Here is a 15,156-nt window from a genome sequence, read left to right as displayed (position 1 = left end):
CCGTTCGTTGTCGTTGTCGTAATCGACCATCGACACGACAACGACAACGACAACGACAACGAAAATGATCTCGGACAGTCTCGGAATCTCTTCACCTCTCCACTGGATCAGGAGCTTCGGAACCCCCGATTGACCTTCCATTGACTTGGGTCAAACGGCCGAACGTCGATCCCGGTTAGGTTTGCGCGGATGTCTGCCCTCCCGACTCAGCATCGCACCCTCAGCGCTCGCGTCAACACCTTCGGTCAGTACCTGCTGAGCCGGTATGGTCAGCGGGTGCACAAGCTCGCTCTGAACGCGGGGTTCACCTGCCCCAATCGCGACGGCCAAAAGGGGATCGGCGGCTGTACCTTTTGCAACAACGTCTCCTTTAGCCCCAACGCGAAGGCGCCGGCCTCGATCGCGGAGCAGCTCGATGCCGGACGTGCGGTGATCGCCAAACGCACCGGGGCGCGGCGCTTCATGGCCTACTTTCAGGCCTACACCAACACCTACGACCCGGTCGAGACGTTGCGCGAGCGCTACGACGCCGCACTCGTCCATCCGGACGTCATCGGGCTCTCGGTCGGCACACGTCCGGACTGCGTCCCGGAAGCCGTGTTGGACCTGCTTGCCCGCTATCGCGCACGCGGCAAGGAGATTTGGCTTGAGCTGGGCCTTCAGTCGGCGGACGATCGCACGCTCGAACGGGTCAATCGCGGACACGATTTTGCGGACTTCCGAACCGCCGTGGCCGCCGCTCGCCGTCGCGGGATCCCGGTCTGCGCACACCTGATCGTCGGGCTCCCGGGCGAGGGGCGTGACGCGGCCTTGTCGAGCCTGGAGCGGGTGCTTGAGCTCGGCGTGGAAGGATTGAAGATCCATCCGCTGCATGTCGTACGCCAGACCCGCTTGGCGATCGACTGGCGACGCGGCGACTACACCCCGCTTGAGCTCGACGACTACGTGAGCATCTGCGCCGACCTGGTCGAGCGCACGCCGCCCGAGGTGACCTACCATCGCCTCACCGGTACCGCCTCGCGCGACATCCTGCTGGCGCCCGCGTGGTGCAACCGCAAATGGGCGGTGCTCAACGCCATCGAGGCGGAGCTTTACCGACGCGGTGCGCGCCAAGGCGATCATGCCGCGCCCGCTTTCCGTCGAACACTTGCAAGCACAGCCTGACCCTCGGAGACTACCCTGTATGGAGCTCGTCTGTCCTGCCGGCAATCTGCCGTCGCTCAAGGCCGCCGTCGACAACGGCGCCGACGCCGTTTATATCGGGTTTCGCGACGACACCAATGCCCGCCACTTCGCCGGCCTGAATTTCGGTGAAAAACAGATCCGCGAGGGTCTGAAATACGCCCGCGACCGCAAGGTCAAGGTCTTCGTCGCCGTCAACACCTATGCCCAGCCGAGCGGTTGGTCGCGTTGGACCGCCGCGGTCGACCGGGCGGCGGACCTGGCTGTCGATGCCCTGATCCTCGCCGACATGGGCGTGCTCGACTATGCCGCCGAGCGTCATCCGAACCTGAATCTGCATCTCTCGGTGCAGGGCTCGGCGACCAACCCGGCCGCGATCGGCTTCATGCATCGCCATTTCGGGATCCGACGCGTCGTGGTGCCGCGCGTGCTCTCGCTGGCCCAGGTCGCGAACCTGATCGAGAACGTCGAGGTCCCGGTCGAGATCTTCGGCTTCGGCAGTCTCTGCGTCATGGTGGAGGGCCGCTGTCTGCTGTCCTCCTATGCCAGCGGTCAGTCGCCCAACACCTACGGCGCCTGCTCGCCGGCCGCGCACGTGGAGTGGCGCGATACCCCGCAGGGTCAGGAGACCCGGCTCGGCGGCGTCCTCATCGAGCGGCGCGGCCACGGCGAGCCGGCCGGTTATCCGACGCTGTGCAAGGGACGCTTTACCGTCGAAGGCGAGATCCGTCACGCCATCGAGGAGCCGACCAGCCTGAACACGCTCGACATCCTCCCGGGCATCCTCGCGGCCGGCGTGAGCGCCATCAAGCTCGAAGGGCGTCAGCGCAGCACGCGCTATGTCTCGCAGGTCACCGGGGTGTGGCGCGAGGCGATCGACGCCTGCAAACGCAATCCGCAGGCGTTCCGCGCGAAAGCGAGCTGGCATCAAATCCTTGCCTCGGTCTCGGAAGGCGCGCAGACGACCATCGGGCCTTATCACCGGCCCTGGCATTAGACCGAGCCCGCATCGGCTGTCCCGGGCGCAAGGCGGGCCCTGTAGGGGCGACTTAAGTCGCCCCTACACGACGTGCAGACATCTGCGGTCGGAATGCCTAATCCCGCAAATCGCGATAATTTTCGATGAGTCTTGATCCGGAACGACGATGACCATGGATTCCATGCAGAGCCAAACGCCACGCCCGCGCCTCTCACTCGGCCCGATCCTCTATCATTGGTCGCGCGAGCAGATCCTCGATTTTTATGCCGAGATGCTCGAGACCCCGGTCGACGTCATCTATCTCGGAGAGACCATCTGCTCGAAGCGCCGACTGCTGCGCCCGGAGGACTACTGGGAGCTGGCCGAGCGTGTCTTTGCCGCCGGCAAGGAGGCGGTGATCTCGACACTGGCCCTGATCGAATCCGACGGCGAGCTCAAGGCCCTCAAACGCATCTGTACCGACGAGCGCTTTCTCGTCGAGGCCAACGATCTGGCCGCGCTGGAGTTTCTCGAAGGCCGCCCCTTCGTGGCCGGCCATTCGATCAACCTCTACAACCAGCGCACCCTGGCCTTCCTCGTCGCAAGAGGCCTTAAACGCTGGGTCCTGCCGGTGGAGCTCGGCCGCGAGACCGCCGCCGACCTGCTGGCCGCGCGCGCGGACGGCGTGGAATGCGAGCTCTTCGCCTTCGGGCGCCTGCCGCTCGCCTATTCGGCGCGCTGCTTCACCGCCTACAACCGCGATCTGCCCAAGGACGACTGCCGATTCTGCTGCGCCGACTACCCGGATGGCCTACTGGTCGCGACCCAGGACGGCGAGCCCTTCCTTGCTCTGAACGGCATCCAGACCCAATCGGCCGGCACCCATAACCTGCTGCCCTCACTCCGGGAGGTCACGCGCATGGGTGTGGATCTGCTGCGCATCAGCCCGCAGTCGCAGAACACAGCAGGCGTCATCGACGTCTTTGCCGCCTGTCTGGCAGGCGACATGGATCTCGCGATCGGGATGTCGAAGCTGCACGACTGGACCCCCTCGGGCCTTTGCGACGGGTATTGGACGGGACAGGCCGGTATCGCGAACAGCCCGATCTTGCGGACCACCTAGCCCGGATCGAAGGCGAATTCAGTCATCGGCCCGGCATACTGCGTAGGGCGACCTACGAGAACGCGGAATCCATACCGAGCATCCGCCCCCGAAGCGGAGGCGCCGGTCCGCGGCGATCAGCGGCCTGGAAGCCGGAACCCGGCGACGCGGTCCAGTGCCCGAACCAGCGGCGCCCATCGTGCGGGCGGCTCGAAGGCATCGAGAAAGTTCTTGAGATACAGGCCCAGCTCCGTGTCTCCGGACATGCGCAGCCGACGCTGGAAGAACAGCGTGTCCGCATCTTCGCGGCGTGCGGCCAGCAACAAGAAATCACCCAAACCGCCCGCAACGGTCGCGTCCGGGACCGAGTCCTTGCCGTAACCCGAGATTCGCCCGCCGCTGACACCGAGGCAATAACGAACGCCGATGTCGTCGACCTCAATCCCGACACGCCGACCCACGAGGAAATCCAGCTCCCCATCCCGCAATGCCTCGGCCATGACTTGATTTAAAATGACCGACAGCGCCCGGCTATGTGCGACGCTCGGGACGAGCCGTAACGGGAAAGTCAAGGGAACGACAAAACTTTTAAGACCACGCATACGCAAGTGACTCAGGTGATGGATATCGAGAATTCAGCCAGGCATTATCGAGGGGCGCCGCCGCACCCAGGCATGACCTAGGTCAAGCGCCACCGATTCTCGACGCCGGATGCACGGGATAACGTCGGTTACCCCTGCGCTCCATGCCATCGGATGACTGTCTATGGTGCAGTGCAATATCCGATGCACCAAAAACACCGCCGATACCCGAATCCGGTCAGCCGACTCGAACACAGCAACCTCGGCCGATCGATACCGGCATACGCGCTCCCTCGTCATAACATGAGACCGAACACATGGCCTAATATTTGCTTATCTTTCTTCGTCATCAAACGAAAATCGACATTTCCGCACAATGCGGGATAATTCATCGCGAAACCGCGCCCCCCAAAGACCCGGCTCCAGGCGCCAGGTTCGAAAAGTGTCGTGCTCGCTAAACCCGCCGGCAAGGAGACGGCAACGAATTCTCAGCAGGTATAGCCCCATGCTCATCGATTCAGTCATCGACCTAGCCCCGAGCACCCCGAAACGGAAGGCCAGAATTCGAGAGTACGGCAGCGCCGTACTGATCTTACAGCGCGCAGCGGATGTTGCCGCAATCTGCGGCGGCCTGGTGCTGGCACTCCAGGCACATGACACCCCCTGGTCGGACAGCCTCCTCTGGTCGGGAATCATCGGCGTCGGATTGTTCGTCGTCTTCGCCGACATGAAGAACGTCTACCGATCATGGAGGACCGGATCCATGCGCACGGAGATCCTCTACACGATCGAGGCATGGATCGCAGTTTTCGTCGCATTGTTCGCCGTTGGGTATATTTGGCCGACCCTCGTCTACCCGGCCGGTGTCATGCTGACATGGTTGCTAACCACGTCCGTGTTGCTCGCCGCGTCCCGGATCGGGGCCAGACATCTCCTGCGCACAGCGAGAGGGCGTGGACTCGACACGAAACGTCTCGCGATCGCCGGAACCGGACAACTGGCCCATCACGTCGCGCGAACCATTGCCAAGAACAACTGGATGGGATTTCGTGCCGTCGGCTTGTTCGATCATCGTCAACCGATCGGAGAAGCTGGTCCGCGAAACCGCACCGAGACAAGCGAATCACTCCGCAGCGTCGTGGACCTCGCCAAAAACGGTGAAGTCGATACCGTCTTCATCGCCCTTCCGACCTCGCAGTGTGCGGGAGAGATCGATACCCTGATCGAAGCGCTCGGGGACACGACCGCCTCCGTGTATCTTCTTCAAGACCGACGTCGCTCCCGATTGCCGTGGTTAAGCCGATCGGGCGAAGCCGAATCGGGCGAATCCGAATCGGACACCATTCCGAGGCCACTTCGGCACGACCCCCTGCACCGATGCTGGATGGAAATCGGCGGGATACCGGCAATCAGCGTCTTTGAAACCCCCTTCCTAGGCGCAAGCGGCTGGCTCAAGCGACTTGAGGACATCGTCATCAGCACGATCGCATTGTCGCTCTTGGCAGTCCCCATGATCGCCATCGCGATCGCCGTGAAGCACTCCAGCCCGGGTCCGATCCTATTCAAGCAGCGCCGCTACGGACTTGCGGGCGAGAAGATCGAAGTCTGGAAATTCCGCAGCATGACGGTCTGCGAGGATGGAGATGAGGTCATCCAGGCCCGGCGGACCGACCCCCGCGTCACACCCTTCGGCGCATTCATTCGCCGCACTTCGCTCGACGAGCTGCCCCAATTCATCAACGTGTTGCTGGGGAGCATGTCAATCGTCGGGCCGCGACCTCACGCTGTCAGCCACAACGAGCACTACCGCAAGCTCGTCGGCGGGTATATGCTACGCCACAAGGTCAAGCCCGGTATTACCGGTCTTGCTCAGATCAATGGCTGGCGCGGAGAAACGGATACGATCGAGAAGATGGCTAAACGCGTCGAGTTCGATCTGGATTACATTCGAAACTGGTCACTTTGGATGGACATGACAATCGTCGCCCGCACGCTCACGACAGGATTCAGCGGAAAAAATGCGTTCTGATCCAAGGCTATCGAGCGGGAAACTTGACCGAAGCCCTCTGCTGAGTCGAGGTGGCCCAGGTTTGCCGGCGTACGTCACTCGCTCGACGAGGCTCGATCGCAAAATAGTGAGTTGCGTCCTGCTCGCGTCATCTCTGGCGCCGATGTTGCCGATGAGCCCTGTACTCGGCTGCGACGATCCGGCACAGCACCCGGGAATGGCTGCTTTCTTGGCCCTCGCGGAGTCGCTTCCTCCTCAACCCAACACGCCGATTCACCTTCGATACAAGGTGACGTCATCTCCGTCGAAGGCGCTGAATGCACAGGTCGAGCTTTCTTTCTGGAATATTGCCGACTACAGTGACGGCAGCCTCGCCATTACAGCCAGCGAAGGTGCGACCCTATCGAGCCTCGCCGTGCCGACGTCACTTCCTCACCGTGATTCTATGTCTTTTGCGGTCAGCGCGGATACACCGGGGTATTACCACTTAAGAAGTCAGATCAGCGTAAAGGTTGAGGGCAAGGAAATCACAAGTGTCGCCTTGATTCCCGTCCCGCTCGGCCAGCTTCATGATGAAGCGTCGCCGACTGGCATCCCTCCCGAGCGAGGGTTTTCGGGTCCGCGCTTCAGGAGCCTCATCGAAAGGTGAGTACGGGCCCACCGAGCCAGGTTCAAATCAATCGGATCTCGGCCTAAAAACCCAACTCGATTTGTCCGAACAGCGCTTCGTTTCGATAGTCCTGAAACGCACGGGTTGAATCTCTTTCCTCCAGAGTGACGCCCAATGAGAGTCGAACAGCGCTCCTCGGATTCCAGTCGACCCAGAGCTCAAGATCCGTGACCTTGTCCAAACGTGATTCAGCCCCGAGAGAATCCAAATCCGCCCCACGGAAATCCTGCTCCTGATAGCCCAGCAGCCCTCTCAGAATGGTCTTACTGCCGATTGCCCATGACGGCTCCAGCGTCACACCATGAACAACTGCATAATTAGCAATCTCGTCGCCGAGCGCGCTGACCGTTCTCAGAAGAGAAAGGTTGAATGAGGTCTTACCGGTCGCCTGCCAATATGTCGAGAGCGAGCCGACATAACCATTGTAGTCGTTCTCCGATCCTTGGTCGTAGTCCCTCTCCAGAAATCCGAGAAACAACTGGACACGCGTTTTCGGTGAAAGCCGCCATTTAAGCTCGGGACCGACCTGAAACTCGTAATAGTCCGCAATCGACTCCGATTGAAAATCGCCGTTGGAGTATGACGCGCGTAATCCAAGGGTGTTGGAGGTCGAAGTGACGTAGTCGATCCGCGCGCCGCCGCCGAGAATTGTCCGATCCTGAACACTGCTCTCGCTGAACCCGACGTTCGTCCAGTTTCCCTCGAGTCCCAACCGCCAGCGATCTGCAACCCATCGATCCGCTTCGACGAAAACCCGATTCCGTGAAATGATGTCCTTGAAGGGAACGAGCTGAAACGCAAAGCTCCGCAGACTCTGATCGAATCTGTATCCGACGCGCCCGCTCCAGAGACGGCCGGCAATCCAATCCCAAACCAGGTCTACTTCCCCCCCATCAAAATCAAGATAGTCGAATCGATCAAAGTCGTTTCGGTAGATCAACCCATCCAAGGAAATCGTCTGCTGACCAAGAACCAGGTCGGCGCCGATTCCGAAACCCAAGGTCGTATAAAAATCCGATTGCGCATCACTCGACAGCAACAGGAGATTGGACTCGTATGTAATACCGCCAAGAAGATAAGGCTTAAGAAGCTTTAAAGCGTCTTCTAACCCTTCGGAAAAGACATTGAGCGGCTTCAAAAAGAGGAAAAGTGCGAGCAGGATGAATGACAACCCATGCGGACTAAATGGTTTGCAGCGAACAAGACTAAAGGGAGTTTGATGCGCCCGCATGATAGATATTTCCCGCCAATTCACATTATGCCGAGGACCGGACAAAACATGCAGTCACTTGCACTTTGCAACCCGAATTGCGTGCGGTGTTACGCGGATCATCATGGGTTTTCTGGCGTGGGTCCGATGCCGACAGTCATCTGAAGAACCCGGTGAGACACCGTGATTTGCCCCCTCCCGTTTGGCTCTGCTTCGGCATTCCACTGTGGCGAAATCTAGACCGACAGCTGACTTTGACAGCCTGCACGACCGAAAACGACGAGACCGAACATGTCGATCTTTGCCTCACCGAGCAGCACTCCAGCACGAACCATAGCGTACGTGCCCCAAGATCTTCGATTTGACGGTCAGTCCGACAACCACAAAGATCGCGCCGACCAAATCCAGCGCGTTGCCGCGGAGATCTGCGATTAAAGCACAAGTGGCCTCACAACGGAATTGCGACATCGATACGACAGTCGGTTCTGTTATGTGCGCCCAGAATCGATCGGGACCGGAGCCGACGCGTGTGGAGGGCGGACAGGCGTCAGGAGTTTTGCGCTGAATCAGCGAGACGGCGAAGCACATTCCTGGAAAAACGTCGGATTCCGCGGAGGTGCGCGCCGTCTGGACGACCACTTGCCTGAACGGCAACCTGGGTTCTGCCGGCGTCGGCCCGGCCTTCTTCATCTTAGCGCCACGACGTCGAGATGAAGACCGGCAAGACCTCGATTGAGACCGTCTTAAAGAGGCCCCCAGCCCTACCCCCAACACCGCAGACGCCATCCACCCTCCGGCCCGCAACGTCCGCCCGGTGCTCGACGACCTGTGCATGACCGAAAACTCCCGCCGCCGATCCCGCTCGCGCCGGCGGGATAGGACGAATCTATCGCGGCACGCCTGTGGAAAACTCTTGATTAGGCCAGAAACTGGTGGTATCTTTTTAACGTAAAGAAAATGCATATGATTCAGTATTCAGGTTGTTTCGCAGCGGAGACGCCGATGTACTCGCAGTCCGACCTTCTGGGTTGGTCACACTGCTGTATGATGTACTCGCCATGTAGCGGAAACATTCGCCTCGATCATCCCTTCGCCAAAGTCGGCCACCGAATTGCGTAGTCAAGCCATCTTGGCCTGACAGAATCAGGGCTGGAAGCCCTGACTCCGCAGGGATGGCCAGCCGCTGGACCGAACGACGATCAAGGCCGCGACTTTAGGTTCATGGTCGGCCCTTACGAGGAGTTGACGGCGTGACGTGGACGGGGATCTAACAAGTGGTTGCGCAACTGGATCGGGAGTATGTCAGGCTGGGCGTGGGGCGCATGATGCGGCGGCTGACCAGCTATGCGCTTTTCGAGGGCAGGCCGCATACGACGCGGGGGCAGTGGTTCAATCCTGTCGTGTTCGGATTGTTGCGCGGCCTGCGCGCTTTACCGGGACAACCCCGTGTGCGGTCGCCGATTTTCATCACCGGACTAGGGCGCTCGGGAACCACAGTGCTCGGTTTACTTTTCTCGCTGCACGATGAGGTCGGATTCCTCAACGAGCCCAAGGCGATCTGGACTTTGATCGAGCCTCGCCACGACGTGACCTGCGACTATACCACGGGCGCGGCAGTGTTTCGGTTGGATCCGAAAGCCATTTCGGACGACACGCGAGAGACCGCCCACAGACTCTTCGCACGGTATCTGCGGCTGGTTGGCGCGAAGCGTGTGGTCGACAAATACCCTGAGCTTATTTTCCGCGTGGACTACGTGCTTTCACTCTTCCCTGACGCTCGGATCATCTTCATTACGCGCAACGGCATCGATGCCTGCCGTTCGATCGCGCTTTGGTCGGATCGGAAAGGGCAGGCGGATTCATCGGGCGTGGAGGATTGGTGGGGGCGGAATGACTGTAAGTGGAAGACGCTTTGGCAAGAGTTCGTGCTGAGGGATACGCGGTTCGAACCCCTGCGAGCCTTGGGACCGGACGGTCTAGACCACTCCAATCGGGCTGCAGTGGAGTGGATCGTGACAATGGAGGAAGGCATTGAACAGATCCGAAGGCATCCGGAGCAGGTCTACCGCATCCGTTATGAGGATTTGGTTCTCGATCCGGACCCCGTGCTAAGCCCGCTCCTGGATTGGTGCCATCTGTCCCGCGACCCCGCGGTATATCGGTACGCGGCCTCGCAGCTTTTCAGCCGGCCGGTAGCCGCGATGCCGGCCATCTTGCCTGCCTTGGAGCAGCCTTTCCGCGAGACGATGGCGGCCCTTGGGTACGGGGACTTCCTGCCGGGAGGCGAAGGACTGCGGGCAGGTTGCGCATGAAACGGGTCCGCATCCTCGGCATCCGCGGCATTCCTGCCCAACACGGCGGTTTCGAGACATTTGCCGAACACTTGGCGCTGTATTTGGCGGAACGAGGCTGGGATACCACCGTGTACTGCCAGGTCGAAGGTGCGGAGGGAATCTCCGAGGACACGTGGCGGGGCGTGCGCCGCGTGAATATCGGGGTGAAGCAAGCAGGGGCATTAGGCACGGTGGTCTTCGACGCCCGTTGCGTGCAGCACGCACGCCGGAATCCTGGTGTGCTGCTGACTCTGGGCTACAACACAGCGGTATTCTCCCTGGGTTACCTTGGACGGCGCCTGCCCCATGCGATGAACATGGACGGCATCGAGTGGCGGCGCGCCAAGTGGTCGCGGGCGGAGCGGGCTTGGTTGTACATCAACGAACGTCTGGGCTGCCTGCTGCCGGACCGCTTGATAGCGGATCATCCGGAGATCGGTAAGCATCTTGAGACGAGGGTTTCCGGCAGCAAGATCACCGTCATACCCTACGGTTCGGACGCCCTTTACGATGGTCCACCTCCGCCTCCACCAAACGTGGCATTCCCCGCCACCCCCGGCCGCTACGCCATGGTCATTGCTCGAGCGGAGCCGGAGAACTCCATTCTGGAGGTGGTGACGGCCTTCAGTCGCCGTCCGCGCGGATACGGTCTGGTGGTTCTCGGCACCTACGATCGCCAGGGCAACCCCTATCATCGAGCTGTGCAGGCCGCTGCCGGTGATGAAGTAGTCTTTGCCGGCGCCATCTATGACAAGGCGGTAGTTTGCGCGCTGCGCTACCACTGCGCGCTGTATATCCACGGGCACACGGTGGGGGGCACAAACCCTTCCCTAGTAGAAGCGCTGGGGGCCGGCAACCCGATCCTTGCCCACGACAATCCCTTCAATCGCTGGGTCGCCGGCCCCGGTGCCGCATACTTCGGTGACACGGATCAGTGCGATGCGGCCCTCACATGCCTGCTGTCCGCACCGGATGCGTTGGCGAACATGGCAGCCGCGAGCCGGACCCGCCACGCGCAAGCCCTGACCTGGCCGCATATCCTGTGCCGGTACGAGGACCTATTGCTTGATATGTTAGCGAGGTAGGTTGCAGATTTCGGGGGAGCGGGGAAAGACTCGCTCCCGGCGCAGCGCGCCGGTCCCAACTCGCACCATTGGACTAGAACTGAACCGTCATGCGCGAATGACATCCAAAAATGGTGGCCGGCACCTTCCAAACCTTTCCGTCGTCGGTTAGCATACCCGTACATGGAACGGCAGTTCGTCCGTTCGGACGAAATCAGTCCTCGCGGAGAGTTCAGCGATCGAGCTTCGAGATCGCGAGCAAACATGGAACGTCGTTTTCCGATGCGAGACTTGGGATCCCACGTCTTGGCAGTGAAATCAAGACTAATCGGAGTCCTTAGCTTTGCAGAATACTCCAGAGCCGGGATGCGACGATGCCACCACTACCTTGGCGCATTGTCCAATTGCTGTAGAAACCTCCGAGCCGTCCGCCGCGGCTTTGCCTTCTGCTATCTTCGTTACCGGTGCATCAAGATCAGGCACCACCATGCTGGCGCGCCTTTTCGGTCAGCACAGTCAGGTGTTGACGCTACAAGAGACCCATTTCTTCGGGGATGCCTGCGATCTCGATGGCGTCACCTACCCCCGCGATCTGCGTGACTTGGCATTGTTGGGTGCCACCGTGTTGGCGCGCCATGAGCGAGGTCTTTGGAGCGGAGGTCCCAACCCGAGCGAACTGGATCGGGCGCGGGCTATCGTGGAATGCTTGCCCCAGTGCGAGCGGAATGCTGCCGGAGTTTTCGCAGCCGTGACACGTCAGATTGCCCGATGGGCAGGCAAGACGCTCGCTTGCGAACAGACTCCGCGGAACATTTTCTACGCCCGTAGGTTGCTGGAACTCTACCCGGACGCCCGCTTCATTCATATCGTAAGGGATCCCAGAGCAGTCATGGCATCCCAGAAAAACCGCTGGAAAGTCAGAAAATTAGGCGCATCTCATCTCCCCTCTCGGGAGATGCTCAGGATCCGGATCAACTACCACCCCATAACGATCTCAAAGCTTTGGGTTGCCGCCAACCGCGAGGCTCTCGCTCTGCAAGGACAGAGTCGCTTCTGTATGGTCCGTTTCGAAGACCTCGTCGCCAACCCCGAGTCGGCCGTGCGCAGCCTCTGCGAATTTGCAGGCTTAGGTTTCGAGCCGGGCATGCTGGATATCCCTCATTGGGGTTCCTCCAACCTCAGTCACTCAACCGACAAGCGTGGAATTTCGAGCGACGTCATAGATCAGTGGCGACATGTTTTGACGGGCGCCGAGATCGCCCTCTGTCAACGCCTGACTCGGTCGATGATGGGCCATTTCGCGTATAAGCCGATGCCTCCTGCCCCCCGCAGTTTCGCCGGAATGGGCCTCATCCTCGGCTCTTACCCTATACACGTCGCGGCAGTTATTGCCGTGAATCCTGCTCGAGCGTGGATCCAAGCCAAGGCGTTGTATCGGCGACGCCTAGCCAACAGCTTCGGCGATCCGACTTAGGCTTTTTCGGCGATGTCCGCAGCCGACTCGATCACACCAACCGTTCCTTTGATTGCCGGCGTCGTCAAGAGCGTCAGCGCGCTCTTCCGTGTTCTGCTCGGCCAGTTCCCCGGTTAGCGGAGACCCCGCGCATGAAGAGTATCCTGGACCCCAGCAAATCCGCTGAAGGAGCAGAAATGCGCGGGCAACAGAAACGGACGTGGGATACGTCTCGCCCGGACCTATTGGCCAACACCTTACCTAGCCCCGAAAACCGGGCTTTGCCCGGTCGGAATCCCATGCAGGTTAGTAGTTTGAGGCGGCGCGGCGGTCGGGCCGATCAGACCGTTAGGCCCTCGACGTTTCTGAATGGGTTTCTTCTTTTCACCACTGTTTTACTTGCTGCTCTGGCGCACTCAGTCGTAAACGTTTCTGCCGCAGACTTGCCGCAAATGAATTCCGAAGAGCGACGCATGGCGTCATCCGGCTTTCTGCCTGTCACTGCATTCGGCGCAATCCCGGACGATGATAACGACGACACCCTGTCCATTCAAAAGGCCATTGAAACCGCCCGAGACCGGGGTTTCGTCGCATTCTTTCCTCCAGGCACCTATCTGGTGTCGGACACTCTTAACGCTGTGCAGCCCGTCGAGCCTCACCCCGCTGGCCGCGGATGGACTCAGGACCGAAGGCGCGCGAATGCCCTGCAGGGATCACCCAGAGGTCAGCGTGCTATTCTCAAACTCGCGGACGCCGCCACCGGATTCTCCGAGGCATCTAACCCCAAGCCTCTCGTCAGGATCTGGGCTCAACCCCGGGACACGACGAACGCGGGCAGCAAAGATCCTCGGCATGAGCAACCGAATATCTCGTTCAATCAGGTCTTCAAGGGAATCGATATCGATCTTCGCCGCGAGGCAAATCAAGGAGCCGTCGGTATCCAACACACCGGATCTCAGGGTTCCACAATCGAGGACGTAACCGTATTCGCCGAGGGCGCTTTCGCGGGTGTGCTCAATCCTCCAGGTCAAGGGGGCGGTGTCTACAACCTGACTGTAATCGGCGGCGCCTATGGTGTTTGGGCCGATCACCGTTCCCGTTATCCCATCATCGCAGGGGTCCGACTCCTAAACCAGCGCATCTCGGCACTTTACTGGAAGGGCCAGTCCAATATTACCATCGCCGGCTTCCTGATCGAGGCTTCCGGGCCCGGCCCTGCAGTCGCGCTTCAGAAGCGAAATCGCCCTCACAACGGCACGCTCACACTCGTCGACGGACGCGTTAAGACCAACGGTAAACGTGCTTTCGACAACCATGGGGCTCGTAGCGTCTATCTGCGGAACGTCTACGTGACCGGCGCCGCCGAGATCATCCAAAGCGGCGATCGCCCGCCCATCTCGGGCGGCTCCGATTCCTCTTCCTCTGTTTTGGTTGAAGAGTATATCTTCGCTTGCGATGAGTGTGCGACACTGATCAATGGTGTCACGACCTATGGACCCTACGAACAAGCTAAGACTTCCAGGGATGCCGTCCCCGGGAGCGACGAAGCGATCTTCAGGAAGCATGTTTGGGGACCGGATTTCCCGTCTTTCCAAGATCCGGAAACGATCAAGGTGACCGACTTCGGCGCCGTCCCCGATGACGGCAACGACGACACGGACGCCTTCAAGGCCGCCTTGGGCAGCAGTCAGAAGGTGTTGGTGCCGCCTGGGGTCTTTCAGGTCTCGGATACTTTAACTTTAGGACCGCACCAACACCTAATGGGCGCAGCCAAAAACCTGTCGATTATCGCAGCGTCCCGAGAGTGGAAGGCCGAAAGCGACTCCCCTCTGCTCGCAACGTCCGCGGACTCATCCGCCACCGCATCATTGAGCTCCCTTCTACTGGAAAACACCTCCCATCGCCCCCTTACATTGCTGCACTGGCAAGCGGGGCCTGCATCCATCGTGCGAGGCATCATGGCCGCACAGACCGCTTACGAGACCAAAGGACTGCAGCCAAGTGAACCGACTTTTCTCGTATCCGGAGCCGGGGCAGGGCGTTGGTACGGTCTCGCAGCAGAGTGGAACCGCATGAAGAACGGGACAAGGAACCCGCAATATCGACATCTGTTGGTTAAAAACTCGACTGCCGGACTATCCTTCTACGGGCTGAATATCGAACGTTCACATTCAAGCCTCCAGTCTGAGATTCGGAACTCTGCAAACGTCAATATTTATTACATGAAAGCGGAAATCTCCGAGCCGTATCAAGGTCAGAGCTCCGTACTTGGCATTAACGATTCCGAGGCAGTCCACCTATTCGGCTTTTCCGGGAATGCGAAGCCTCTCGGTCATGCACTTATTCGGGTACATTCATCGAACGACGTCCTCGCCGCCAACGTCGCCCCCGTCGCGCCTGATGCAGGCTTCTGGAGTGTCTCCGAAACATTCGAAAACACCGCCGTGAACATACCCGGTTCAAAGGTTGTCACCCTTTTTCGACGCGAAGCCGATTCCAAGGATGACCCACCCGCCACCGAGTCTGAGTTCAAGGGCCCACCGCCACGCCACTAAAAGCGGCCTCACGAACAAGTCAAACGAAGTAGCGCCAGTG

At 59.9% G+C, this 15,156-nt stretch carries 11 protein-coding genes; 9 read left to right on the top strand and 2 right to left on the bottom strand.

The window, feature by feature from the left end:
• Positions 1 to 189: 189 nt before the first annotated feature.
• From AADX97_RS13090 to AADX97_RS13080, 3 genes are all read left to right on the top strand, one after another.
• Positions 190 to 1,164 (top strand): TIGR01212 family radical SAM protein, encoded by a 975-nt coding sequence (locus AADX97_RS13090; RefSeq protein WP_374233756.1) that lies wholly within the window; start codon positions 190 to 192, stop codon positions 1,162 to 1,164.
• Positions 1,165 to 1,183: 19 nt separating this feature from the next.
• Positions 1,184 to 2,179 (top strand): peptidase U32 family protein, encoded by a 996-nt coding sequence (locus AADX97_RS13085; RefSeq protein WP_374233755.1) that lies wholly within the window; start codon positions 1,184 to 1,186, stop codon positions 2,177 to 2,179.
• A 154-nt stretch (positions 2,180 to 2,333) separates the two neighbouring features.
• On the top strand, positions 2,334 to 3,263 hold the full coding sequence (locus AADX97_RS13080; RefSeq protein WP_374233849.1) for a U32 family peptidase: 930 nt from the start codon (positions 2,334 to 2,336) through the stop codon (positions 3,261 to 3,263).
• Positions 3,264 to 3,379: 116 nt separating this feature from the next.
• Here AADX97_RS13080 and AADX97_RS13075 read toward each other — a convergent pair whose 3' ends face one another.
• Complete coding sequence (locus AADX97_RS13075; RefSeq protein ID WP_374233754.1) at positions 3,380 to 3,742, bottom strand: SCP2 domain-containing protein; 363 nt, start codon at positions 3,740 to 3,742, stop codon at positions 3,380 to 3,382.
• Positions 3,743 to 4,199: 457 nt separating this feature from the next.
• Between AADX97_RS13075 and AADX97_RS13070 the strand changes: the two genes are divergently transcribed.
• Entirely contained in the window at positions 4,200 to 5,852 is a 1,653-nt protein-coding gene (locus AADX97_RS13070; protein ID WP_374233753.1) for a sugar transferase, read from the top strand.
• Between the two features lie 151 nt (positions 5,853 to 6,003).
• The gene (locus AADX97_RS13065; RefSeq protein WP_374233752.1) at positions 6,004 to 6,480 is read left to right on the top strand and encodes a hypothetical protein; all 477 of its coding nucleotides are present in this window, start codon (positions 6,004 to 6,006) and stop codon (positions 6,478 to 6,480) included.
• 43 nt (positions 6,481 to 6,523) lie between these two features.
• On the opposite strand, the gene AADX97_RS13060 is transcribed toward AADX97_RS13065, so the two are convergent.
• On the bottom strand, positions 6,524 to 7,732 hold the full coding sequence (locus AADX97_RS13060) for an outer membrane beta-barrel protein (RefSeq protein WP_374233751.1): 1,209 nt from the start codon (positions 7,730 to 7,732) through the stop codon (positions 6,524 to 6,526).
• Between the two features lie 1,253 nt (positions 7,733 to 8,985).
• Here AADX97_RS13060 and AADX97_RS13055 point away from each other — a divergent pair.
• The 4 genes from AADX97_RS13055 to AADX97_RS13040 all read left to right on the top strand — a co-directional run bounded on the left by AADX97_RS13055 (position 8,986) and on the right by AADX97_RS13040 (position 15,116).
• Positions 8,986 to 10,023: a sulfotransferase gene (locus AADX97_RS13055; RefSeq protein WP_374233750.1), complete on the top strand. Its 1,038-nt coding sequence runs from the start codon at positions 8,986 to 8,988 to the stop codon at positions 10,021 to 10,023.
• Positions 10,020 to 11,129: a DUF1972 domain-containing protein gene (locus AADX97_RS13050; RefSeq protein ID WP_374233749.1), complete on the top strand. Its 1,110-nt coding sequence runs from the start codon at positions 10,020 to 10,022 to the stop codon at positions 11,127 to 11,129. The genes AADX97_RS13055 and AADX97_RS13050 overlap by 4 nt, the downstream gene beginning before the upstream one ends.
• Before the next feature lie 322 nt (positions 11,130 to 11,451).
• Complete coding sequence (locus AADX97_RS13045) at positions 11,452 to 12,582, top strand: sulfotransferase (RefSeq protein ID WP_374233748.1); 1,131 nt, start codon at positions 11,452 to 11,454, stop codon at positions 12,580 to 12,582.
• A 131-nt stretch (positions 12,583 to 12,713) separates the two neighbouring features.
• Positions 12,714 to 15,116, top strand: a complete 2,403-nt coding sequence (locus AADX97_RS13040) for a glycosyl hydrolase family 28-related protein (RefSeq protein ID WP_374233747.1) — start codon at positions 12,714 to 12,716, stop codon at positions 15,114 to 15,116.
• Positions 15,117 to 15,156: the final 40 nt, after the last annotated feature.

It is taken from the genome of Thiocapsa sp. C2-2m (assembly GCF_041903745.1).
Taxonomy (GTDB): domain Bacteria; phylum Pseudomonadota; class Gammaproteobacteria; order Chromatiales; family Chromatiaceae; genus Thiocapsa; species Thiocapsa roseilacustris.
This window is presented reverse-complemented; position numbering and strand designations above follow the sequence as displayed.